At 37.7% G+C, this 22676-nt stretch carries 23 protein-coding genes, 2 pseudogenes and 1 riboswitch; of the genes and pseudogenes, 22 read left to right on the plus strand and 3 right to left on the minus strand.

Annotation, left to right across the window (positions count from 1 at the left end):
- Positions 1-118 precede the first annotated feature (118 nt).
- Positions 119-919: a sodium:proton antiporter gene (locus CCK98_RS16160; protein WP_088087504.1), complete on the plus strand. Its 801-nt coding sequence runs from the start codon at positions 119-121 to the stop codon at positions 917-919.
- Between the two features lie 629 nt (positions 920-1548).
- Positions 1549-1716: a hypothetical protein gene (locus CCK98_RS35445; protein ID WP_179195825.1), complete on the plus strand. Its 168-nt coding sequence runs from the start codon at positions 1549-1551 to the stop codon at positions 1714-1716.
- 268 nt (positions 1717-1984) lie between these two features.
- On the opposite strand, the gene CCK98_RS16165 is transcribed toward CCK98_RS35445, so the two are convergent.
- On the minus strand, positions 1985-2455 hold the full coding sequence (locus CCK98_RS16165) for a hypothetical protein (protein WP_088087505.1): 471 nt from the start codon (positions 2453-2455) through the stop codon (positions 1985-1987).
- A 120-nt stretch (positions 2456-2575) separates the two neighbouring features.
- On the opposite strand from CCK98_RS16165, the gene CCK98_RS16170 reads away from it, so the two are divergent.
- From CCK98_RS16170 to CCK98_RS16200, 7 genes and pseudogenes are all read left to right on the plus strand, one after another.
- Positions 2576-2767, plus strand: coding sequence for a hypothetical protein (locus tag CCK98_RS16170; protein ID WP_088087506.1), 192 nt, complete (start codon positions 2576-2578; stop codon positions 2765-2767).
- 168 nt (positions 2768-2935) lie between these two features.
- Entirely contained in the window at positions 2936-3424 is a 489-nt protein-coding gene (locus CCK98_RS16175; RefSeq protein WP_142292169.1) for a hypothetical protein, read from the plus strand.
- Positions 3425-3862: 438 nt separating this feature from the next.
- Positions 3863-5383, plus strand: a pseudogene (hutH, locus tag CCK98_RS16180) (histidine ammonia-lyase).
- A 120-nt stretch (positions 5384-5503) separates the two neighbouring features.
- Positions 5504-6985: an amino acid permease gene (locus CCK98_RS16185; RefSeq protein WP_088087508.1), complete on the plus strand. Its 1482-nt coding sequence runs from the start codon at positions 5504-5506 to the stop codon at positions 6983-6985.
- Between the two features lie 734 nt (positions 6986-7719).
- Positions 7720-8127, plus strand: coding sequence for a hypothetical protein (locus CCK98_RS16195; RefSeq protein ID WP_088087510.1), 408 nt, complete (start codon positions 7720-7722; stop codon positions 8125-8127).
- 386 nt (positions 8128-8513) lie between these two features.
- Positions 8514-8636: pseudogene (locus CCK98_RS36345) on the plus strand (thymidylate synthase (FAD)); the annotation flags it as partial.
- Positions 8637-8697: 61 nt separating this feature from the next.
- Positions 8698-9204, plus strand: a complete 507-nt coding sequence (locus tag CCK98_RS16200) for a DUF6241 domain-containing protein (RefSeq protein ID WP_088087511.1) — start codon at positions 8698-8700, stop codon at positions 9202-9204.
- A gap of 632 nt (positions 9205-9836) precedes the next feature.
- On the opposite strand, the gene CCK98_RS16205 is transcribed toward CCK98_RS16200, so the two are convergent.
- Positions 9837-10865 carry a PHB depolymerase family esterase gene (locus CCK98_RS16205; protein WP_179195826.1) on the minus strand — a complete coding sequence of 343 codons (1029 nt, stop codon included), beginning with the start codon at positions 10863-10865 and terminating at the stop codon, positions 9837-9839.
- Positions 10866-11246: 381 nt separating this feature from the next.
- Here CCK98_RS16205 and tnpA point away from each other — a divergent pair, with 381 nt between their 5' ends.
- The 4 genes from tnpA (at position 11247) to CCK98_RS16225 (ending at position 14654) form a co-directional block, all read left to right on the plus strand.
- Positions 11247-11651: an IS200/IS605 family transposase gene (gene tnpA / locus CCK98_RS16210; protein ID WP_088087513.1), complete on the plus strand. Its 405-nt coding sequence runs from the start codon at positions 11247-11249 to the stop codon at positions 11649-11651.
- Between the two features lie 4 nt (positions 11652-11655).
- Entirely contained in the window at positions 11656-12924 is a 1269-nt protein-coding gene (locus CCK98_RS16215) for a transposase (RefSeq protein ID WP_088087514.1), read from the plus strand.
- Between the two features lie 379 nt (positions 12925-13303).
- On the plus strand, positions 13304-13996 hold the full coding sequence (locus CCK98_RS16220; RefSeq protein WP_088087515.1) for a hydantoinase/carbamoylase family amidase: 693 nt from the start codon (positions 13304-13306) through the stop codon (positions 13994-13996).
- 250 nt (positions 13997-14246) lie between these two features.
- Positions 14247-14654, plus strand: a complete 408-nt coding sequence (locus CCK98_RS16225; protein WP_088087516.1) for a hypothetical protein — start codon at positions 14247-14249, stop codon at positions 14652-14654.
- Positions 14655-15270: 616 nt separating this feature from the next.
- Here CCK98_RS16225 and CCK98_RS16230 read toward each other — a convergent pair.
- Entirely contained in the window at positions 15271-15792 is a 522-nt protein-coding gene (locus tag CCK98_RS16230) for a DinB family protein (RefSeq protein ID WP_003204381.1), read from the minus strand.
- Between the two features lie 594 nt (positions 15793-16386).
- Here CCK98_RS16230 and CCK98_RS16235 point away from each other — a divergent pair.
- From CCK98_RS16235 to CCK98_RS16270, 9 genes are all read left to right on the plus strand, one after another.
- Positions 16387-16509: a GapA-binding peptide SR1P gene (locus CCK98_RS16235; RefSeq protein WP_088087517.1), complete on the plus strand. Its 123-nt coding sequence runs from the start codon at positions 16387-16389 to the stop codon at positions 16507-16509.
- Positions 16510-16805: 296 nt separating this feature from the next.
- Positions 16806-16915, plus strand: a riboswitch (TPP riboswitch).
- A 147-nt stretch (positions 16916-17062) separates the two neighbouring features.
- Entirely contained in the window at positions 17063-18058 is a 996-nt protein-coding gene (locus tag CCK98_RS16240; RefSeq protein WP_088087518.1) for an ABC transporter substrate-binding protein, read from the plus strand.
- A gap of 13 nt (positions 18059-18071) precedes the next feature.
- Positions 18072-18365 carry a thiamine-binding protein gene (locus CCK98_RS16245; RefSeq protein ID WP_088087519.1) on the plus strand — a complete coding sequence of 98 codons (294 nt, stop codon included), beginning with the start codon at positions 18072-18074 and terminating at the stop codon, positions 18363-18365.
- The gene (locus CCK98_RS16250; protein ID WP_088087520.1) at positions 18362-19129 is read left to right on the plus strand and encodes an ABC transporter permease; all 768 of its coding nucleotides are present in this window, start codon (positions 18362-18364) and stop codon (positions 19127-19129) included. Before CCK98_RS16245 ends, CCK98_RS16250 begins: the two co-directional genes overlap by 4 nt.
- Positions 19126-19866: an ABC transporter ATP-binding protein gene (locus CCK98_RS16255; protein ID WP_088087521.1), complete on the plus strand. Its 741-nt coding sequence runs from the start codon at positions 19126-19128 to the stop codon at positions 19864-19866. Before CCK98_RS16250 ends, CCK98_RS16255 begins: the two co-directional genes overlap by 4 nt.
- Positions 19863-20630, plus strand: a complete 768-nt coding sequence (locus tag CCK98_RS16260; RefSeq protein WP_179195827.1) for a TatD family hydrolase — start codon at positions 19863-19865, stop codon at positions 20628-20630. The genes CCK98_RS16255 and CCK98_RS16260 overlap by 4 nt, the downstream gene beginning before the upstream one ends.
- A gap of 92 nt (positions 20631-20722) precedes the next feature.
- Positions 20723-20866, plus strand: a complete 144-nt coding sequence (locus CCK98_RS36350; protein WP_256942370.1) for a hypothetical protein — start codon at positions 20723-20725, stop codon at positions 20864-20866.
- A gap of 90 nt (positions 20867-20956) precedes the next feature.
- Positions 20957-21295: a DnaD domain protein gene (locus CCK98_RS36355; protein ID WP_256942558.1), complete on the plus strand. Its 339-nt coding sequence runs from the start codon at positions 20957-20959 to the stop codon at positions 21293-21295.
- 364 nt (positions 21296-21659) lie between these two features.
- On the plus strand, positions 21660-22673 hold the full coding sequence (locus CCK98_RS16270; protein ID WP_088087522.1) for a permease: 1014 nt from the start codon (positions 21660-21662) through the stop codon (positions 22671-22673).
- The last annotated feature ends 3 nt before the right edge of the window (positions 22674-22676 follow it).

The raw sequence follows: 22676 nt of genomic DNA on the forward strand, positions 1-22676 counted from the left end.
ACAATTGTATTCTGCCAGTTTGTCGACTATTTGCACGTACCCAAAAATCCTCAATCTGTCAAAGGTTTAGGATTGATTTTTTATGTTGCAACTGTTTATAAAAGGGAGGAATTTTTAAATGGAAACTGTATCACTGTTTTTACTTGTTTTTGTATTGGGGCTTCGGCATGGGTTGGATGCTGATCATCTTGCCTTTATTGATGGACAAACCCGTTATAATTGGCGAATGGGCAGTTCGTTTGCACGTTGGGTGGGTACATTATTTTCACTTGGTCACGGAGGAATGGTAGCTGTGACAGCTGGTATTTTAGGAATGGTGATAGAGAATTTTTCATTCCCAGCTTATTTTGATAATATTGCATCATGGGTGTCGATTATTTCTTTATTCCTTATTGGAACGTTAAATACGTATAATCTGTTACGCACTAGAAACAATCACGAAGAGTTTCAACTTAGTGGACTAAAGGGAAAGTTTATTCCAAAAATTGCGAAGGGGACTACAAATCCTTTTCTTATTATTTTAGTAGGGGCTTTGTTTGCCTTGGCTGCCGAGACAGTAAGTCAAACCGCCGTCTGGTCTTTGGCGGCAGGAAATGCAAGTGAATATACCCCTTTATTTTTAGGGCTAGTTTTTATGTTTGGCATGATGATTACAGATACAATTGATTCGATGATTGTCTATAAAATGGTGAACCAGTCCAGCAAAATCGGTCAAGCTGCGTCACGAATAATGGGTTGGGTGATTGTCGTCTTGGCATACGGGGTTTCCTTCTATCTGGCATTTACTTTCTTTAACCCTTGGGCAGAACTAGATTTCGAAATCGTGGGAGTCATTCTTTTCATTTTCTTAGTCGCATCATTTATCTTTATAAGCGTTTACTCTAAGAAACAGAATCATGAAATAAATACTACGAATTAATTATAAAAGCTCTGACAATTTTATAGTGTCAGAGCTCTTTTATCCTCAGTGAATTCCACTCAATATAAAATATGGGTAACTAAAGAAAAGTTTAGTCAAAGGAAACACGGTCGTACCAAACCGTGTTTTTTTGATAAAAGGGCATTTTTTATATCATCCTTAAATATTTTGAGATGGCATACTGTAGTTGGGTATTCTTAAAGGTTCAACAAGATAATAAAATCCCAGATATAAGAGACATAAGGAATATTTATAAGAAAGTGGCAAAAAGTATTAATTAGGTGGAGGAGTACATAGATCAATTTCTCAAAGTAAGATTTCTGCATCTATAAAAGAAACAGATGCCTTAATAGAAAACATTTTAGGTAAAAATGGTCATTTTCAAGTGAAGCATCTTAAAATTTTTGGACAGTACCATGCAAATATGTTTTATTTTTTTAAGACTGTTCAAACTTGCAAAAATGTACAAAAAAGCTAAACAGAAAAAAGACGATATATTAGCGTTTATTTTGGCATGGATGAATATTGCATTCGGGCTTGTATCATTATTAGCAAATTGGATATACATTCACTTTATTTGGTAACTATATCAAAGTTTAATTCTAAAAAGATTTTGGAGGTGTCAATACATGGTACAAAATGAAGAAAAGGAAAAATTACTTCGTGATTACGGTTATCCAGAGCAGTCCATTCCACGATTAGTACAGGAAATAGATTCGATGAGCCTTGATAAGGTGAAAAAACTGATTTTACCATTTAACGATATTACAGCTGATAAATCATTTAGACGTGATTAGTCCTTAAAGTGGCCCCCCAGGTCTGGTGGGGTCGATTCCCACGCAGCCCCGCCAACCTGGATTTATAAGAACTTAGTCAACTACAAAATGAAATAGCGTGATTACGATTTAAAGCGATCCAACAGGTAGTTTGTTATTACTTCCAATGTCCTTTAATATTCTTGGAAATTCCTAAAATGGATCATCGTTATCGCAATGATTTTGAGTTTTATTTTGATGTAGACGTTATGTCCTCAGTATAAAATTGCCGTTTTTTGTTTTCCCCTTATCAGCTTTTCGCCTTCAAAAAGGCCGCATAGTTTGCCGCCTCCTCAGGCGTGGCCGTGAGGGATCTCTCATAGCCTTTCCGGAAGCTTCTTTCGTACGCCCTTACAAACCTCTGCCCGAGTATCCGTCGGGCCGCCTGTTCCGCCGTCAATTCCGGGTGGGCATGAAGGTATGAGTAGAATTTCTTCCCGGAAGAAAAAGAGAGATACACCTGCCGGAGAAGCCCTATTTTCATGAGGGGCAGGACGATTTCCTTCTTGTTGTCCATGAACAGCCGGGATTGTGGCATTTGCTGCCAGGCACGTGAAATCCGGAAATTATGTCGGTCTTCTAGCCCCGAACGGATTCCCTCATAATATCCCTCTTCCATCCCCATCTGGATGGGGTCGGGAGGGGCTTGGCCGTCTGTCTGGAGACCGCCGGCGAAAGAGAGGACAGCAAACAGAAAAAAGGCTACCAGGTTCCGTGTCACATCGTTTTCCCCCCTTTCTGAGTCAATTCGTCCTCTTTAGTATAACCAGTCATTTCCTTCATATGATAGCGGGGAAGGAGTAGAATCGGATAGATAAAAGAAAAATGTGGAGTTTGGGGATTGGGTTTTACAATTTCTATTGTTCCTTGGGAAGAGTTTGAAAAACTTGGATTCCCTGAACATGAAGTAAAAGCAACATGGGAAAAGTTATTTGATACGGAATGGCTTGAAGCCGGCCTAAAGAATGGGCTGGAAGTCCTCAAGATGATAAATTGCAAGGCGTTACTTCAAGAATCACGATGGATCATGTAAGAAAAGTGGAACGTTTTAATGCTAAGTAACTCGGAGAATGAACAAGCTAAGCCCCCTGTCATTCGGCAGGGGGTATTGCTGTGCCTAAAGTACTGTATTCCTTTCATGCATAGTCCTTTTAATTCTTTCCATACTAAGAAGGAAATTACTAAAGGAGGTAAAATATACATGAAACGACAACTACTAGCAGGACTTGGAATCGGAGCAGCACTATTGTTTAGCGTACCGGTTTCCGCACAAACCAACGTAATCCTCCCGGAGGATTTTACATATGGAACGGAGTTAGGGGCCGAAAAAGTACCAGGCTACAACGTAGGGTTCTCCGTCGTTCCGGAGCAACTCAAGGAACAGGATATCCAACGTATAACCGTGCAGCTGGTTGGCACTGATGGTAAAGTAGTGGCCGAAAACGAGGCAAAAGGGAAAGGCTTAAAGAATCTTATAGCTTATGACGGTCAGCAGTACAGTACACAGTTTTATGGCAAAGCAAAAAAAATGAAAGACGATGTATGGACGCACAGCATCTATTGTGGTCAAAAACCTGCATTCGCGGAGATTATTGTTCAGGACAAACGTGGCAACACATACAAGGCGCATAACACGAATGCCCCGAATAAGGAACTCGATCCAGTGCCAAATTGTCCTAAGGGCCAATAAGTATGGTGAATGGAAGTCCTTATGAGTAAAAGAGGTCAAGCGATTTCTTAACTTTATTGATTTATTATAAAGGAGAGTACGTATTAGAGAAGTCTAATATATACTCTCCTTTTTTAGGTATATAAAGCAATTCGCTTTGGATTCAAGAGAAGTCGACATTTAATTTAGGATGACAGTCTTTCATTTGCTATTGTGCTAAAGTATTATTGTGCTAAAATTCTGAAAAATTAATTGACAAATAAGGTTACGTTACATAGAATAATTATCATAGCAATAGGATTATAGAATATGAATAAAAGGATGATTACCTATGAGGCTGCGAAAAGAAATAGTTCAATATTCAAAAATGGTTATAAAAGAGGCTGGACTCCAATTCTAATAGGAATCGGAATCCAGCCTCTTTCTTTATTATACTAAAGTGCTAGAGGAGGAACGTTAATGATAACATTAACAGGTCAAAGTTTAACATTAAAACAAATCAAGGAAATTTTATACGGAAATCAGAAGGTAAGCGCTTCAGAAATGAGTATGGAGTCTGCTAGAAAGAGTCGGGAAGCAGTAGAAAGAATAGTTTCAGAATCAAAAGTAGTCTATGGGATTACAACAGGGTTTGGAAAATTTAGTGATGTCCTTATTAATAAAGATCATGTTCAAGATCTTCAGCTAAATTTAATTCGTTCACATGCTTGCGGCGTAGGTGAGCCGTTCCCAGAGGTTGTCGCAAAAGCAATGGTCCTTCTTCGCGCTAACGCACTTTTAAAGGGCTATTCTGGAATTAGGCCGCTTGTTATTGAAAGGTTATTAGATTTAGTAAACAAGGATATTATCCCTGTGATTCCGCAGCAAGGTTCCCTTGGAGCAAGCGGAGATTTGGCACCGCTTTCACACTTGGCGTTAGTGCTAATCGGGGAAGGAGAAGTATTTTATAAAGGAAATCGAATGGATTCACTTGAAGCCTTACAGCAAGAAGAAATCTTCCCAGTAACACTTGAGGCAAAAGAAGGCCTTGCTCTTATCAATGGAACCCAAGCAATGACTGCAATGGGAGTTGTTGGTTATCTAGAAGCAGAACAACTCGCATACCAAAGTGAGTTAATTTCCTCTATGACCATTGAAGGATTACATGGGATTATTGATGCTTTTGCTGAAGAGGTTCATATCGCAAGGGGTTATCAACAGCAAATTGATACCGCAGCACGAATCCGAGGTTACCTAAGCGATAGTTTATTGACGACGACACAGGGGGAATTGAGAGTACAGGATGCTTATTCCCTCCGCTGTATCCCGCAAGTTCATGGTGCCACGTGGCAAGCACTTGATTATGTAAAAGAAAAATTAGAAATTGAAATGAATGCAGCTACAGATAATCCACTAATCTTTGATGATGGTGAAAAAGTCATTTCCGGTGGTAACTTCCATGGACAGCCAATTGCTTTTGCAATGGATTTTATGAAAATTGCTGTTGCGGAAATGGCAAATATATCTGAAAGACGAATTGAACGGTTAATCAATCCACAGATAAATGATTTACCGCCATTTTTGAGCCCTGAACCGGGACTACAATCTGGTGCTATGATCATGCAATAAGTTGCCGCATCTCTTGCTTCAGAAAACAAAACGCTCGCACATCCAGCAAGTGTAGATTCGATTCCTTCTTCGGCGAATCAAGAGGATCATGTAAGCATGGGAACGATCGCTTCAAGGCATGCTCATCAAATTATTCAGAATACAAGAAGAGTCCTCGCAATTGAGCTTATTTGTGCGATGCAGGCGGTTGAATACCGTGGAGTTGAAAAAATGGCAAGCCAAACAAAACGGCTTTATGAGAAAGGAAGAGAAATTGTTCCTTCAATTAAAAAAGACCGTATATTCTCAAAAGATATTGAAAAATCTGCTGAAGGTCTGAAAACAATGAATCTCTCAAAATTACTTCAGCAAGTGGACAAAGTAAACAAATAAGAAGAAGACTACTATCAACGTAATTGAGAATGAAATTCATATTTTAAGACATCTTTTAGATTCCTGCTAATTTAGGTAAAAGTACTTATCTATTAATCAAACTATAATAAGAGGTGTCATATGCAAAATACCGCACTTAAATCCCAAGAAACAGTACACGAACACGAGTATGGAGAACATTTAGCAAGAAAGCTTAAAACACGGCATCTTTCCATGATTGCTATCGGAGGAACAATTGGAACAGGGTTATTTTTAGCCAGTGGAACCACGATTCATGATGCTGGTCCTGGTGGAGCTTTAGCTGCCTATATAATTGCAGGAATAATGGTATATTTTATCATGGGCAGCTTAGGAGAAATGGCATCTTTTATTCCGATTTCAGGTTCTTTTAGTACGTATACCTCAAGGTTTGTCGACCCTGCACTGGGTTTTGCTGTTGGTTGGAACTATTGGTACAATAATGCGATTATTTTTGCTTTGGAATTATCAGCATCGGCATTGATCATGAAATATTGGTTTCCCGATGCCCCAGGTATTATTTGGAGCGCAATTTTCCTTATACTTATTTTTGGCCTAAACGTTTTATCCGTTAAGGGTTACGGTGAATCAGAATTTTGGTTTTCATTGATTAAAGTTGCAACCATTTTAATCTTTATTGTTGTTGGATTATTAATGATCTTTGGAATATTGAAGGGTCATACTGGCGGTTTTGAAAATTTCACAAAAGGAGAAGCACCATTTAAAGGCGGCTTGTTATCCATATTTAGTGTATTTATGGTAGTAGGATTTGCCTTTCAAGGCACGGAGCTTGTCGGAATTACAGCCGGTGAAAGTGAAAATCCTGAGAAAAATTTACCTAAGGCAGTGAAACAGATCTTCTGGAGAATTTTATTGTTTTATGTAATAGCGATTTTTATTATTGGATGTTTAATCAGCTATACCGACCCACAATTATTAAGCGCAGATTTAGAGAATATTGCAGTGAGTCCGTTTACTTTAGTATTTGAAAATGCAGGTCTTGCCTTTGCTGCTGCTGCTATGAATGCAGTAATCCTTACTTCAGTTCTGTCAGCAGGAAATTCCACTTTATACGCCGCTTCGCGCGTCCTTTGGGTATTAGCGGAAGAAGGAAAAGCTCCGTCATTCTTGAAAAAAGTAAATAAAGGCGGTGTTCCGATTTACGCATTATACATGTCAACCCTTGTTGGGATGCTGTGCTTCCTTACCTCCCTTTTTGGTGATGGAACTGTTTATTCTTGGTTATTAAACGCTGCTGGCTTAGCTGGTTATATCTCTTGGTTAAGTATTTCGGTTACACATTATCGATTCCGTAAAGCTTATGTTGCACAAGGAAAAGATTTCAACGACCTGCCCTATAAAGCAAAGTGGTTCCCATTAGGTCCAATTTTGGCGACAGTATTATGTTTAATCGCAATGCTTGGAACAAATTATGGGGCATTTATCGGCTCTAAGGTTGACTGGTATGGTATATTGGTTTCTTATATTGGACTACCTCTATTCCTAGTGGGCTATTTAGGCTATAAAATTGTTAACAAAACAAAAATGGTTCCATTAAAAGAGGCGGATTTCCGCAGAGATTAAGTATTAATTATTCATCTCATAGCATCCTTTTCATTTGTTTTAAGTTTTTTCAAAGTAGTAACTTGAAGACCCCTATTACTTCAATATTTTTGATGTATGGGCGGAATGGTGTAATAACGCTCTCAAAGCCTTGATATATATGGGTTATTAAATAATAGAGTAAATTTCTAACATTTTGAATATCCGAGGATTTTAACGGAAGCTTCTCATAAGTTGAGTAAACTTTTGGGGAGCTTCTTTTTTATTTCTTGCTTTACGTTGAGAGAGGCAAGCACCCTTGAAAAAATTTGGCTGTGTTAAAGGTTATTGTTGATTTTACCACTCTGTTGATTGGAGCAGAAGGCGCGAAGACTCCTGCGGGAGTACGGGTCTGGGGAGACCCCGCAGGCGCTAAAGCGACGAAGAGGCCCCCCGAAACGCCCGCGGAAAGGGAAGCGCATGGAGCGGAAATCAACAGGCAAGTTTAACACGGCCAAAAAATTAAAAAGACGAACAGTACAAATCCTGTTCGCCTAAAAAAGAAATGCAAGTTGTAAATATAATTATACAGACCTACTAAGGTCGATTTGGAAAAAAACTTGCCGTCCTTCATATATTGGTTATTTCATATAAAACCCGGCGAACAGTCAGCAATATTCGCTTTTCTTATATACACTAGGTGATGACAAGCACCAACCCTTTTTTTTCTCATATACATGAGAAGATTTACTGATTAAAGAAAGGGGGAGGCTGCATTGTATCTAAATTATCCTTACCAGCCTTTCTATCCATATTACTATAACTACAGACAAGGACTATTTCAAAAAATTCTTGCTTGTTATCAGCAAAAGCGTTGGATTAGATTAGCTTTCCGAGATGGAACAACTGCTGAAGGTTTAATAAGGACCTATGATCCTTTAAGGGGGGTATTAATTTACGTACCGATGCAAAGGTATTCGATTTCGTGTGAAGGTGTAAGGGTGAATTCTCTGCAAAAAGCACAGAATTGCATCGGCAAAAGATCCACTTTGACACTTTCCAACAATATAAGCCTAACTTTTACAATAGAAGGTGTTGAACAATCTCAAAATATTGGTGGATGGGTTAACATAAATGAACTTATGTCGGTATCTGGACAGGTAGTTGATGCGAATTGTATTTAGTTGGGATTGATTATAAGCACAAAAAGGGCGATGACAGCCAGGGTGTGTCATCGCCCTTTTTGTGACAGTATGGCCATTAAGGAAGAGGGTGGAAAATATAAAAATCTAAATATGTAAAAAAAATATTGAAATTCACAATCACAATACTTTTCTAAAGCTATCCTACTCTCTTGGAATTGAGAGAAGTACAGTAATGAAGGATTGTATTTCTCTCTATTTTTTTAGCAATAATTATTGCAACTAAAGTCCTATGTTATTATATTTTTTGGTATAATTAACCTTGGAGGAAAAAGGGGGAACTACCTTTTCGAAATTTCCTTTAAAATGTTACAAAAAATGCAGGGAGTAATTCCCTGCATTTTTGTTTTAATGGGTTTGATCGTTATTTCTATTCAAAACGTAGAAAAGGACGTGGGGCACAATGGGAAATTGCCGAACTTGCGGAGGAACTTCGTCATGTTGTAGTTGAAAAAGAATCTTTGCTTGACCCGTATTTTGAAACGAAATGATTTGAAATCCGTATTCATAAGAATAAAAATTGTGATAAGTATAAAAGGGGCGGTTGGGTAAATGGATAAATTTTTGAACAGACTTTTGATTGGTATTTCGATTGTTGGAGTATTGGGTGTCATTGTCGTCGGTGTGCTAATATATCAAGCTATGACTAGTGACTGGAAAGAAAAAGTGGGAACCGAAACTTCGCTTGACACGGATATAGAAAACGAAGCCAAACTTGAAGCGAAAATCACTGAAGGCATTTACGTTCCTACCGAAGCCGAATTCCAATGGATTGTTCACCGTATGACGCACCAAAAAGTTGCTGCAGATATGAAGGACGGGTCGACCGAAATGACGCCCGAAAGAATTGACGAATTGCTTAAAACAATAGACGAAACGGATTATGTACACGAAGACGTTTATTTACGAATCTTGGACGAATGGAACGAAGGGAATTTCGAAAATGCGGTCGAAACACACAACGAAATTCTTTCTCTTCAAAACGGGACAATCGGAGTTGCGACACAATTGTTGACACCCGAAGAAGAACAAAAATTCATTGAACAAAACTTTCGATAAGAAGCGGGCGAAAAATCCGTTTCTTTTTTGTTTACACTATTAGGTTGCGAATTAAGATTTTACTATTGATACCAACTTTTATTTTATCAATCCTGTTATATGGTTACTGGACAAATTAATCTTCAACTACAATGAAAATAAGTTTCTTCAACATTAGAAAAATGACAATACTTAAAAAGACCCTGCTCATTCGTTAAAAAAAATGAAGAGAGCCCTAATTCTTAGATCTATGGATTGGATTGTCTGGATTAAGGACCAGTATGGTCACTTCAGTAAATTTTCATTCTTTGTGGTGCGGCGACGATTTTTCCGCTGCATGGATGGCTAACGGGTTGCTTTAGTTGAAGAAAGCCATTAATTGGACCTAAACGGGTCCTTTTTTTTACAAAACGTTAGTTCGTATATAATGAAAATCGAAGAGGTGATTGAAATGTTCATACGGGACCTCGGTAAAATTAAATGGCAACCTGCGTCTTTTTTACATTTAGCATTCGATATGCAACGTTTGATTTCATTACGTTGATCCAATTACTCATCAACTTCGTGAAGCAGTAAAGCCTTGCGAGTTTAATCGGGTGGCTTTCGAGGATGTGGTTGGAGTAGGTGGACCTAAGAGAATAAGATGAATAGTTTTATCCTCTTTTCTTAAAAAGCTTTGTAAAAAGGTCACGAAAAAAGTTCTTTTTAGGTGTTTCGACCAGATCTTCAACAAGATTTTCAACAGTGTGCTGATGATGTTTAGTGAAAAAATTCCAAATGATTTCTGTTGCATTTGGCCCTAATGGGTCGGTATATGAACCATTTGAGCTCCCGCCAGACCATGCGTGCCCCATTTGATCGATCATCCATAGTTCCATTAAAAGTTCACCGCCCCCATCACCGTATACATGTTTAGTACAACTTTTTCCATTGATAAGGTGTGATTTGACCTGGTGAGGTGTAATATCAGCTCTTCCTGTACCACCTTCTACAAGAAAATTAGTTTGTGCCCACTGTATGATAACCTGTTGTCCATTAATAGGATGTACAACTGTATCGCAGATACCATGGAAAACAATAACAGGCATTTTCTTCTTGAACTTTCCCATTTCCTGAAAGGCGCTGTTACCACATGCATAGGGGTTCGAAACGCCTTTTTGCATGCTTTCTTTAGCAGCCTTAGCCATTGGATCGGTTAGAAAAAATACATTCGCAGCATCATAGGGAAGTCCCGCACACACTCCGATACCGCTAAATACATCTGGATAGGTAACTCCAAGAATGCAAGCAAGTGCCGCACCTACAGATAATCCCGCTGCGTACACCTTACTTGAATCAATACGGTACGTCCTTTTAACCTGATTAATCATCCCATTAATTAACTTGGGATGTCCCTCTCCTCGGTGCTGATTTTTATCCAAAAACCAGTTCCAGCAGCCAAAAGGGTTATAACCAGCCGGATTCAAAGGATTAAACAGGTGATTCATGTCAGGATAGAGTACGAGAAAGATTTCTTTCTCAGCAAGCTCGTTCATATTCGTTCCAGCAGCAAAATCATCCGGATCTTGTTCACATCCATGAAGCATCACCATCAACGGAGTTTCTTTTTCCGCTTGATATTCGCTCGGAACATAAAGTTTGTACCTAAAATCCTCAACTAAAAAAGCTAGAAATTCCCCCAACTCTATCAACCCTCCTTAACTTAAACTACATGTTTCCATTATACTTCTACATGTTCCTATTTTTATCGAAAGAAGCATTCCATTCAATATTTGATGCAATAACATGCTGCTCAACCTCCTACTATGTATTTTAAGAGACGAAAGAGGAAAGTAAATCCTTCTATTTTCCTTTAGCCTTTATATCTAAAGTAGTAATATTGGATTATTGTATAAATATTTAGAAGAAGATTGGCATGAAATTCTATTAGAAATAATGACCAAAACAAACAACCGTAAGCCCCTTCATTTATGAATGGGGTAAGGTTGTTTATTTATTATATTCATTAGAACAAGCGTTCTTTTAAATTGGCATTAGATAAAAATATTTGATATAACAAGGATATGAAAAGTCTAATTCAATATAAAAGTAATAATAATCTAGTATATTCATGTAAATACCATGTGGTTTGGTGCCCTAAATATAGAAGAAATGTATTGATGGATGGAGTAGATGAAAGACTTAAATCTATTCTATTAGAGGTTGCAGAAGAGACAAAATCTGAAGTAATCGAAATGGAAATTATGCCAGATCATGTTCATCTACTTGTTGAATGTGATCCTCAATTTGGAATTAATAAACTAATAAGAATGATGAAAGGGAGAAGTTCTCGTTACTTACGCAGCGAATTCCCATGGTTAAAAAGTAGAATTCCATCTCTATGGACCAATAGCTATTTTGTTTCCACTGTTGGGGGAACAACGCTTGATGTTGTAAAACAGTACATAGAAAACCAAAAAGGAGTGTAAAACCATGGCATCATCAAAAGAAAAAACGCCCTCTTTTATCGCAACGATTCGATTAAAAACAAATGCAAAGGAAGAAAAGTTGCTTTTGATGTTGTCTGATTGTGGAAGACAGCTTTATAATGCTTGTTTAGGGGAAAGTGTGAAGAGGATTAAGGTGATTCAAAACACAGAATTATATAAGGAAACCGTCCGATTATCTAAAACTTCGGAAACTGATATAGAAAAGCGTAGAGCTAACTTTAAACATCTTAATGCAACATTTAGTTTTACGGATTATTCTATTCAATCCTTTGGGACAAAAACGAAGAATGCATCGAAGTTTATTGCGGAACATTTAGGGACGCACATCTGTCAAAAACTCTCGACAAGAGCATTTAAGGCCGTGCAAAAATTCGCTTTTAAGAAAGCTAAAAAAGTAAAATTTAAACGAAAAGGTGAGTTTGTTTCCTTAGAGGGCAAAAACAATAAAACATTTCTAACTTACTCCAATGGTTATGTTTTTATCGGGAAAACTCTATCGTTAAAATGCCTAATCGACCCCAAAGATCAATGGATGCAGTATGCCTTAAAGCAAAGAATAAAATATTGTCGGCTTATCAAAGAGGAAGTGAAAGGGAAAAATCGGTTTTATGTTCAATTAATTCTTGAAGGACACTCCCATCGTAAATATGAATTAGGAAAAGAAGAGTTTGGACTGGATATCGGACCTTCCACGCTTGCGATGGTAGGGGAATCGAAAGCCGAATTAAGGGAATTTTGTGAAGAAGTTGTATTACTCGATAAGGAAAAAAGAAGAATCAATCGTAAAATGGACCGGCAGCGACGAGCAAATAACCCCAATCATTATCAAAGCAATGGCGTAATGAAAAAAGGTAAAAAGAAGTGGGTCAACTCTAAAGGATACATAAACACGCGTTCAGAACACAGAGAATTGGAACGTAAGATAAAAGAAGTTAGAAAACAACTCCATGGTCGAGATACCAATCAAATCCTTCAACAAGCCTCTTCCATTCAAACAGAAAAACTCTCCTATAAAGGATTTCAGAAAATGTTTGGCAAAAGTATTGGTAGAAAAGCACCCAGTATGTTTTTGAAAATGTTAAAACGAAAAGTGGAATCGCAAGGTGGAAGGTTCCGAGAGTTTCCAACCTACTCCACAAAGTTATCGCAAACCTGTCATTGTGGTGCCATTAAGAAAAAAGACTCAAGGACCGCTGGCATTGTTGTGATTGCGGGGTCCGGGCACAACGTGATTTATACAGTGCATTTTTAGCTAGATATGTAACAAAATCAAATCAAGTGGATCTTCAACAGGCTGAAAAAGATTGGTTTCAACTTTCCAATGTATTAAATGAGTGCATCTCAAATTTGAAAAATATGAAAGCACATAGAAAATTCATCTCAACATTTGGTGTATAAATCCCTTAGAGATTAATAGGTTAAATCTCTCGGTGCAGACATACCCCGGAACAGTCAATAAGTTGTAAGTGGCAAGGGAATCCGAGCCCGTGTAAATAATCATGTTTCGATTATGTGCATTCGAACGATTTCGGCTGTCGAAGCCTTTTAGACCAAAGTGAAGTCCATCTTTTGTTTGTTATAGATTTGGAAGAGCTAAGGTTGTTTAAGGGTGGAACCCCCTCCATTTATGGATGGGTGAGTGTCAGGTAAAAGCTTATATTGAAGTACATATTGAGCAGGGAAAAGTGTTAGAAAATAAAGATTTAGCTGTTGGAATAGTTACGGGGATCTCTGGTGGAGAATGGGCAGAAGTAACGATCATGGGTGAAGCGGGGCATGCAGGAACGACCTGGATGAATGAGAGAAAAGATGCTTTAACAGCTGCAGCAGAATGTATATTAGCCATTGAGAAAATAGCACGGGACAATATCGGAAGTGTTGCGACAGTAGGAAAATTGGAAGTAAAACCTGGAAGTAGTAATGTCATTCCTGGGAGAGTGGATTTTACACTTGATGTTCGGGATATATCTAATGAACGGCGTAAAAATACGGTTACTAAAATCTATAATTCAATTCGGACAATTGCTGCAAACCGTGGTTTAGGGTGTGAAATTAGGCAGGTTCAATCCCTATCTTCTGTGATGAGTTCACCAATAGTGATGAGAGCAGTAAAAGATTCTCTGCAAGAATTACAGTATCCTGTTTATGAATTACCAAGCGGGGCTGCTCATGATGCGATGGTGTTGGGAGATCTTACAGATATTGGAATGATTTTTGTAAGGAGCCACAATGGCATAAGTCATCATCCAGATGAGTGGAGTTCTTTTGAAGATGTTGCTCTTGGGTGCGAGGTACTATTCAGAACCACGTTAAAACTTTTATAAATGATTCACGTAGCTAGAGAGGTTCTGTAGTCATTTTAGGTACTGTATTTGGCGAGCCAAAAATCATTGAAATTCCAGTTAAAAGGAAAATACTTGCCGTCCTTCATATATTGGTATATTTCAAATAAAACCCAACGAACAGTTAGCAATATTCGCTTTTCTTATACACACCAGGTGATGACAAGCACCAACCCTTTTTTTTCTCATATACATGAGGAGATTTACTGATAAAAGAAAGGGGGAGGCTGCATTGTATCCAAATAATCCTTACCAGCCTTTCTATCCATATTTCTATGACTACAGACAAGGACTATTTCAAAAAATTCTTGCTTGTTATCAACAAAAGCGATGGATTAGATTATCATTCCGAGATGGAACAACTGCTGAAGGTTTAATTAGGACCTATGATCCTTTAAGAGGAGTATTAATTTACGTACCGATGCAAAGGTATACGATTTCGTGTGAAGGTGTAAGGGTGGATTCTCTGCAAAAAGCACAGAATTGCATTGGCAAAAGATCCACTTTGTCACTTTCCAACAATATTAGCCTGACTTTTACAATAGAAGGTGTTGACCAATCTCAAAATATTGGTGGATGGGTCAACATAAATGAACTTATGTCGGTATCTGGACAGGTAGTTGACGCGAATTGTATTTAGTTGGGATTGATTATAAGCATAAAAAAGGGAGATGACAGCCAGGGTGTGTCATCTCCCTTTTTGTGACAGTATGGCCATTAAGGAAGAGGGTGGAAAATATAAAACTCTAAATATGTAAAAATATTGAAATTCACAATACTTTTCTAAAGCTATCCTAATTCTCTTGGGATAGCTTTTAATATGATTTCAAACTTTAGTTGACTTTCCATTTGAATAACTAAATTATTTGTTCTCCCAAGTTGGGGTCCTACCAACAAAACGCGGAAAACATACGCTAAGAGAGTAACATCAGGAAAATACGGGTTTACAACGGTAAGGAAATCCATATATAAAAAAAAGCCTAATCTCTCGCTTTTAACACCGAGAAATTAGGCTTTAGTTACTTCATTAAAGCGCCCTTTTCTTGAATAAACAAGAAGCTCAAATTAGCCGGTATTGTGGAAGCAATTAATTTATTCTTGCTGGTAATGTTAAATATCGTAGAAGAGTGAGATTACTTTGGATCAACAATTGTTTGATTAAAGTTATCCGTTAGCTCAAAGAAAGATCTTAAACATCTCTCGATCCTCAATAAACGTCACCTTTTTGAAGAAAAAATGGATTACTCTTCTCTTGCCTATTTATAATGAATAACATTTTCAGAATACCAATAAAAAGCATAATCAGTCATAACTGAAGAATCACCCAACTGATGTAACATAGCTGAAATATTCCCTCTATGATAGGTTCCATGATTCACAACGTGTAAGACCATTTCAGATAGACTTGTTTCTCTTAATCCTGCCCATGGATTATCCAACATTATTCTCTTTTCCATATCTTCCTGTCGGTTCAAAAAGGATTTAAACCGAGATGTTAAAGTGTGAAATTCCGTTTCTAAGTCTTCAATGGGCAGTTTCTCAATCTTTTCTTGAATTTGAAATGAAGATTGCATTGCTTCATTCATACTCTGACCCTCGAGGGTATTAAGCCATCCATATTCCACCAAATAGAGATGAGATAAAACCTTTGAAACAGAAGAAAAGACACTTTTCATTTCCTTTTGATATTTCTCAGGAGAAAGTGTCTTAAGATGATCAATAATCCGTTGATTTGCCCATACATGATAGTTATATAGATTTTCTACATGATTTGCCATACAATCGCCTCCTTATCATCACATTTTTAATATTCTTTATCAGAATGAATTATTCCTTTAAATATTATTAATTATCTGATGAGATCTTCAACTAAATGGCCCGATTGTTGAACAAAATTAAAAAAGTCATTTCATTCATTAGTTATGGATAAATGACCATAAACGACCGTTTTTGGTGCTTGAATAAGCGAAGTCTTTTAAGACCTAAAATCAGTTAATTTATAGCACCAAAACTCATTACCAAAACCAAAGCTCCAATTATTAAGGCTAAATACATTTTTGGTAAGATCTTAGTGTACACATAACAAGCAATTTTCTTATTTTAATTTGCTTACCGTACAAAATTTCCGAAATGTTGGTGAGCCCCCTGATAAAAATAAATTTATCATCCGACCCCAATACTGATGTGGTCCGGAACGTTTTTCCGATAGATTGGGATAATTATCACATTATCTCTTTAAATGTGTCATACAATTTATTATTGACAAACAAAATGTGACATACTATTATAATATTAACAAATAAAAAACGCTTACATTTTAAGAAATTAGAATTGTCTATCTTATAAAATTCAAACAAAAGGGAGTTTTTCTAATGGGAACTATCATTTGCCAAAGTTGCAATAAGACAATTGATCATTTTGAGAATGAGAAAGTATCAACTTTATACGGACAATGCACTTGCTGTGATAAAAAACAAAAGAAGACTTCTAAATAATTCAAACATAAATCAATACTATAAAAGCCGTTCTCAAATGTTGAGAACGGCTATTATAGTTAAAATCATCAATATATGGTATTTTTTCTCAGGATAATAACCAAATATGTAACTTCTGAGTCTATTTTGTTATGCTCTTTTTTTGGCTTTTTGAATTTTCATGGGAGTGAAATTATACAGAAGATGAGAACTGGATGTTTCATGATAGGAAGTATTTGTTAACAAGCATAAATAGATAAAAGCAGTTGGCATTGTCTGCCTTGACTGATATAATAGTAGGATATGGAGTGGAATACGATGTAATGTGGGGGAACCGGTGATGCCGGTTGAGATTTAGTCCGTGAGACGATGACCCTTGGAACCTGATCTGGTTGATACCGGCGGAGGGAACATATTCTTAAACAATTAATTGTTTGCTGATATGCACTCAGGTTTCTTTGCCTGGGTGCTTTATTTTGTTTAAGCAAGTTTTTGCCTTCAAACCAACACTGAGGTTTCAGCCTATTTATTTTGTTTCACTTTAGATATTATTTTTACATATGGAGGATTCAAAATGAAGAAATGGCTAGTACTAGTCCTATCAGTCTTTCTAATGACTGGATGTAGCAGCAAAAAAGAAACAGAAAACGTAAAAGGAAAAAAACAACCGCTTAAAAAGGTCTCGATTGTACTGGATTGGACGCCAAATACCAATCATACTGGATTATATGTTGCAAAAGAAAAAGGATTCTTTAAAAAAGAAGGCTTGGATGTGGATATTATCATGCCAGGTGAGACCGGTGCTGACCAACTAGTAGCTTCTGGCAAGTCGCAATTTGGTGTTGGCTACCAAGAAGCGATTACTCAGGCACGTATACAAGGGGTGCCGCTCGTATCGATCGCTGCAGTGATTCAGCACAATACATCAGGATTCGCTTCACCTGTTGGCAAACAGATTCAATCTCCGAAGGATTTTGAAGGAAAAACATACGGTGGATGGGGCTCGCCAGTCGAAAAATCTGTCATCACTTCTCTAATGAAAAAGGAAAACGCTGATACTAATAAGGTGAAAATCGTGAACATGGGGGATACGGACTTTTTTACGGCTGTGAAACGAGACATCGATTTCGCTTGGATTTACTATGGGTGGACTGGTGTAGAAGCAGACCTTCGTAATGAAAAAATTAATATGGTTTACTTAACAGATTACTCTGACAAACTGGACTACTATACACCTGTTTTAGAAACAAATGAAAAAATGATCGAAGAGAACCCTGAAACGGTTAAGGCGTTCGTAAATGCCGCTGCCAAGGGGTATGAATTTGCCATTAAAAACCCTGATCAAGCTGCAGATATCCTGATTAAAGCAGCACCGGATTTAGATCCAAAGCTTGTAAAGAAGAGTCAAGAATGGTTGTCTCCAAAATATCAGGATGATGCAAAGGAATGGGGAATTCAAAAGCAAGAGGTTTGGGAAAATTATGCGCAATGGATGTATGATAATAAGCTTCTTGACAAGAAATTAGATGCGAAAAAAGCATTTACAAATGAATTTTTACCAAAACACTAGGGGGTAGAAAAACATGGCAAATTCATTAATCAGCATTCAAATCATACCGAAAACAAAGGATGGACAAGACGTCATTCCATACGTTGATGAAGCCATTAAAGTCATTGTTGAATCTGGTGTGAAATATGAGGTACACCCGTTAGAAACAACAATGGAAGGCGAACTGCACGAATTATTTACCGTGATTTCAAAAATGAATGAACGAATGATTGAAATGGGAAGCAAAAATGTCATTTCTCAAGTGAAAATCCTTTATCAGCCAACAGGCATTTCCATGGATGACTTAACGGAGAAATATCGATCATGAGGAAGAATCTTGTAAAAGGGTGGAGACCGATTTTAGTTCTCCTCCTTTTGTTTGTCATTTGGGAGATTGTCGTTAAAATAGCAGAAGTGCCGGAATGGCTTCTTCCGCCGCCATCAAAGATTTTCACAGAGGCCATTGCCGGTTGGCGTGATTTTTATCCAGATGTGTTTTCAACGGTTAAAATTTCATTATTTGGATTTGTAGTTGGAGCATTCATTGGACTGGCAGTCGCCATTTTATTCCATCTGGTACCTGTTTTAAGGGATTCTTTTTATCCGTTGTTGATTTTATCGCAAAATGTTCCCATTATCGTTCTGGCTCCACTGTTGGTGATTTGGTTTGGGTTTGGCTTATTGCCCAAAATGATTGTCATCACCCTTGTATGTTTCTTTCCCATTACAGTGGCCGCCTTAGATGGATTTAGCCAAACCCCTTCAGAGTTGAAGCATTATATGAGGATGGCAGGTGCATCCAAAACACAGCTTTTTTGGAAATTGGAGCTGCCGTTTTCGTTGCCCTCGATTTTTTCAGGCTTTAAGGTTTCTGCCACGTATAGTGTAATGGGTGCCGTTATTTCTGAATGGCTTGGTGCTAAGCAGGGGATTGGTGTCTTTATGACATTCGCATCGTCGTCTTTTCGAACGGACCGGGTGTTCGTTGCCATTTTTACCATCATGTTCTTAAGCCTCTTATTTTTCTTTTTAATCGTTTTTATGGAACGAAGAGTGGTTCGCTGGCAGCCGAAAGGGGATGAGAAAAAATGAGCTATCTTCGTTTTCAAAACGTTTCGAAACGTTTCGGGCAAAATGAAGTACTGAATGACCTTGATTTTTCCATTAATAAAGATGAATTTGTTTCTATTATTGGCCCTTCAGGTAGTGGGAAAAGCACCATTTTCAATTTAATAGGAGGAATTCTTTCACCAGATGAAGGGGAGATCCTATTAGACAACCAGTGCGTTAATGGCAAGCGTGGTTTTATTAGCTATATGCCTCAAACTTCTTCTCTTTTCCCGTGGAGGACGATACTTGAAAATGTCCTTCTTGGCCAAGAGCTTCAGGGAAAAAAAGAGGTAAAAGCAGCACGAGAAATGCTGGCGATTGCAGGACTCTCTGATTATGAAAACGCCTATCCTCACATGCTATCTGGAGGAATGAAGCAACGGGCTGCTTTTATCCGTGCCTTATTGAGCCCGCAAGAGGTGATCTGTCTTGATGAGCCCTTTTCAGCATTAGATGAGCTAACCCGGTTTGAAATGCAGAAATGGTTATTGGAAATGTGGGAATCACATCGAAGGACTATTCTTTTTATTACTCATCATATTGAGGAAGCACTGTTTCTATCCGATCGAGTGATGATGCTGTCTGGTAAGCAAGCAAAGGTCGTTTCAAACATAGAGGTTCCATTTGAAAGGCCGCGGCACGAAGGTATTCTACTAGATGAAAGCTTTATTCAACGGAAAAGGGATGTATATTACCAATTAGTAGGTGAAATCAAATGAACATGATCGACGCTCATATACATTTGGATCGCTATCAGGATGAGGAAATCAAAAGGATTGTATTGGATTCTGCCCATATCGAAGCCTTGATTTCTGTATCCTTTCATTTGGATTCCAGTAAAAGAAACCTTTTGCTTTCACAAAAATATCAAAAGGTAAAACCTGCATTTGGCTACCATCCAGAACAAGCATTGCCTTCTGAAAACGAGCTAAAGGGGCTGCTAAATTGGATGGACGACCACCGTGACGAGATGATTGCTGTAGGAGAGGTGGGGCTGCCATACTACTTAAGGCAAGAGCAGGGGATTTCGATTGCTCCTTATCTTGAAGTATTAGAAGTGTTTATAAGTAAGGCGAAAATATGGGACAAACCGATTGTTCTTCATGCTGTTTACGATGATGCGCCTCTCGTTTGTGACCTTCTCGAAAAATATTCTGTTTCCAAAGCGCATTTTCATTGGTTTAAAGGGGATCAGAAAACAATAGACCGAATGATAAGAAACGGCTACCATATTTCTATTACTCCGGATGTGGTGTATGAACAAGAAATCCAGCAGCTTGTCAGCGTCTATCCTCTCGAGCTCATGATGGTTGAAACAGATGGTCCTTGGCCATTTGAAGGTCCATTTGCAGGGAAAATGACCCATCCGAATATGATGGAGGAATCCATATGGAAAATCGCTCTGCTCAAGAAGCTTTCCGCTGAGGAAGTTTCAGATGTCTTACATCAAAACACAAAAGGGTTTTATCAAATAACAACTTGAAGCTGCCGATCAAACATTGGTAGCTTTTTTTATGTGTAAATAATGAACAGGAAATTCGCAGCCTCTATGAATCTTTTTGTAAACAAGAAGAAATGATTCACGGCAACGAAGTGAGCGACCAAGATGAAAATGATACATATCTAGAAATAGAATGTGGAAAGCATGACGATACGTTGACGTATCGTGATACGAGAAGGGGGCAAAAAGAAGAAGAAAATAAAAAAGATAATAAATAAGAAAAACAACAACAAGAAGCTTTTAATCCAAATAAAGAGAAAAATCCAGACACAGAAAATAATCAAAAAGTTGTAGATGTAAAAGAAATTATTGAGTTTTGGGACAACAATGGCTTTGGTTTTTCGAACATGAATGCGAAAGAGCAGCTGTTAGTATGGTTAGATGATTCTATCTTTTTACAACCGAAAGAGGTGATTTTAAAAGCGATGAATATTGCCTGTGCCAATAACAAGCGAAGGCTAAGCTATGTGGTTGGGATTCTGAAAAACTGGGAAAATGAATCTTTACTGACCGTAGAAGAAATTGATTCCTATCATGAGAACCAAAAGCCTGTACCAAAGCCTAGGCAATCTACCGAATCATTTCCTGTCGGAAGAGCGATTCCAGGTGGATTTAAACTTGACCTTACGGCAGGTGAAGAGGGATGAGTATGGTAGAAAAAGCATTCTTAGGAAGCTTGATGAAGGCGGAGTACTTACTCCAAGATACCATTACAATTAATACTTAATAATAGTAATGATTACGAATTAGATTGTCAACAGTCTCTGAAAGGAAATCCAACGATTCTTTTCCAACACAGTAAATAAATGTTTTACACTGAATCTCTACAATTACTAACGAAGCATAGACACAACACCACGTTTTGCCTTGGAATAAATTAAGCAATGTAAGTACAAAAAGTTATCATCATTTGAAACCCTTTTGTTTGGCTCAAAAAAGAAAAACAGGAATGTAATAAAGTAGACAAGCATAAAAATAAATCGTAATTATTTCGTTTTAAAGGAGCTATATATGTCAATTTCATCTCCTGTAAAGGACATATTTCTTTATGGACTTTTTTTGCTTTTTGTTTATCTTTTTTTCTTTGGAAATCATGAAACCCTTCAAATCATAGGAGTCATTTTTCAAGGTGAATGGAGGACTGTATTTGTTGTTTTTCTTGGCATTTTACTTGAAGCACTTCCTTTTATAGTTATTGGCGCATTAATGGCATCAGTTATTCAAATATTTATAACCGAAGAAATCATACAGAGAGTTATCCCCAAGAGGCCTATTCCGGCAATGATTACTGCGTTAATGGCAGCTGCTATCCTTCCTGTGTGTGAATGCGCAATCATCCCGGTGGTCAGAAGATTGATTCAAAAGGGTATGCCAGTGCATGCCGGCACCGTACTTCTGATTGGTGCTCCCATTTTGAATTTTATTGTATTCGGTTCGACGTTTTATGCCTTTCAAAGACATCCTGAAATTATTTACGGGCGATTTATTTTGTGTATAATCACAGCTCTCATTGCGGGGACGGTAATTTATGTTAGTTTCAAGAAAACAAATATTCTTAAATTTAATACAGAAGATTTGACTCTGCAAAGGCCATTAAATCGAAACAGAGGAGCTTCAAAGTTAAAGGGGGTATTGCATCATACTTCCCAGGAATTTTTTGCAGTGGGTAAGGTGTTTATCATCGGTGCATTTCTTGCAAGCATTGCTCAAGTGTATGTCCAGCAATCCATGCTTATTGAAACGGCAAAAGAACCTGTAAACTCAACCATTATGATGATGGCGTTTGCCTTTATTCTGTCACTTTGTTCAGAAGCGGATGCCTTTGTTGCGGCTTCTCTAGGACATGTATTTCTTCCAGGTGCGATATTGGGTTTTTTAGTTTATGGTCCAATTTTGGATTTAAAGAATGTATTTGTTATGTTATCTTCGTTCAAAGTTCGCTTTGTACTATTCTATTTTTTTGTCATCACTATAACAGTACTTGGCCTCTCATTACTGGCCGGCTACCTAATACATGGAGGTTAAAGA

It is taken from the genome of Bacillus sp. OV166, assembly GCF_900177675.1.
Classification (GTDB): domain Bacteria; phylum Bacillota; class Bacilli; order Bacillales; family Cytobacillaceae; genus Neobacillus.

Excerpts from the sequence above, each read along its gene's own strand:
- CCK98_RS16160 (WP_088087504.1), top strand. The coding sequence starts at position 119 with ATGGAAACTGTATCACTGTTTTTACTTGTTTTTGTATTGGGGCTTCGG.
- CCK98_RS35445 (WP_179195825.1), top strand. The coding sequence starts at position 1,549 with ATGGTACAAAATGAAGAAAAGGAAAAATTACTTCGTGATTACGGTTAT.
- CCK98_RS16175 (WP_142292169.1), top strand. The coding sequence starts at position 2,936 with ATGAAACGACAACTACTAGCAGGACTTGGAATCGGAGCAGCACTATTG.
- CCK98_RS16185 (WP_088087508.1), top strand. The coding sequence starts at position 5,504 with ATGCAAAATACCGCACTTAAATCCCAAGAAACAGTACACGAACACGAG.
- CCK98_RS16200 (WP_088087511.1), top strand. The coding sequence starts at position 8,698 with ATGGATAAATTTTTGAACAGACTTTTGATTGGTATTTCGATTGTTGGA.
- tnpA (WP_088087513.1), top strand. The coding sequence starts at position 11,247 with ATGAAAAGTCTAATTCAATATAAAAGTAATAATAATCTAGTATATTCA.
- CCK98_RS16215 (WP_088087514.1), top strand. The coding sequence starts at position 11,656 with ATGGCATCATCAAAAGAAAAAACGCCCTCTTTTATCGCAACGATTCGA.
- CCK98_RS16220 (WP_088087515.1), top strand. The coding sequence starts at position 13,304 with ATGGGTGAGTGTCAGGTAAAAGCTTATATTGAAGTACATATTGAGCAG.
- CCK98_RS16230 (WP_003204381.1), bottom strand. The coding sequence starts at position 15,792 with ATGGCAAATCATGTAGAAAATCTATATAACTATCATGTATGGGCAAAT.
- CCK98_RS16235 (WP_088087517.1), top strand. The coding sequence starts at position 16,387 with ATGGGAACTATCATTTGCCAAAGTTGCAATAAGACAATTGATCATTTT.
- CCK98_RS16240 (WP_088087518.1), top strand. The coding sequence starts at position 17,063 with ATGAAGAAATGGCTAGTACTAGTCCTATCAGTCTTTCTAATGACTGGA.
- CCK98_RS16245 (WP_088087519.1), top strand. The coding sequence starts at position 18,072 with ATGGCAAATTCATTAATCAGCATTCAAATCATACCGAAAACAAAGGAT.
- CCK98_RS16250 (WP_088087520.1), top strand. The coding sequence starts at position 18,362 with ATGAGGAAGAATCTTGTAAAAGGGTGGAGACCGATTTTAGTTCTCCTC.
- CCK98_RS16255 (WP_088087521.1), top strand. The coding sequence starts at position 19,126 with ATGAGCTATCTTCGTTTTCAAAACGTTTCGAAACGTTTCGGGCAAAAT.
- CCK98_RS16260 (WP_179195827.1), top strand. The coding sequence starts at position 19,863 with ATGAACATGATCGACGCTCATATACATTTGGATCGCTATCAGGATGAG.
- CCK98_RS36350 (WP_256942370.1), top strand. The coding sequence starts at position 20,723 with ATGATTCACGGCAACGAAGTGAGCGACCAAGATGAAAATGATACATAT.
- CCK98_RS16270 (WP_088087522.1), top strand. The coding sequence starts at position 21,660 with ATGTCAATTTCATCTCCTGTAAAGGACATATTTCTTTATGGACTTTTT.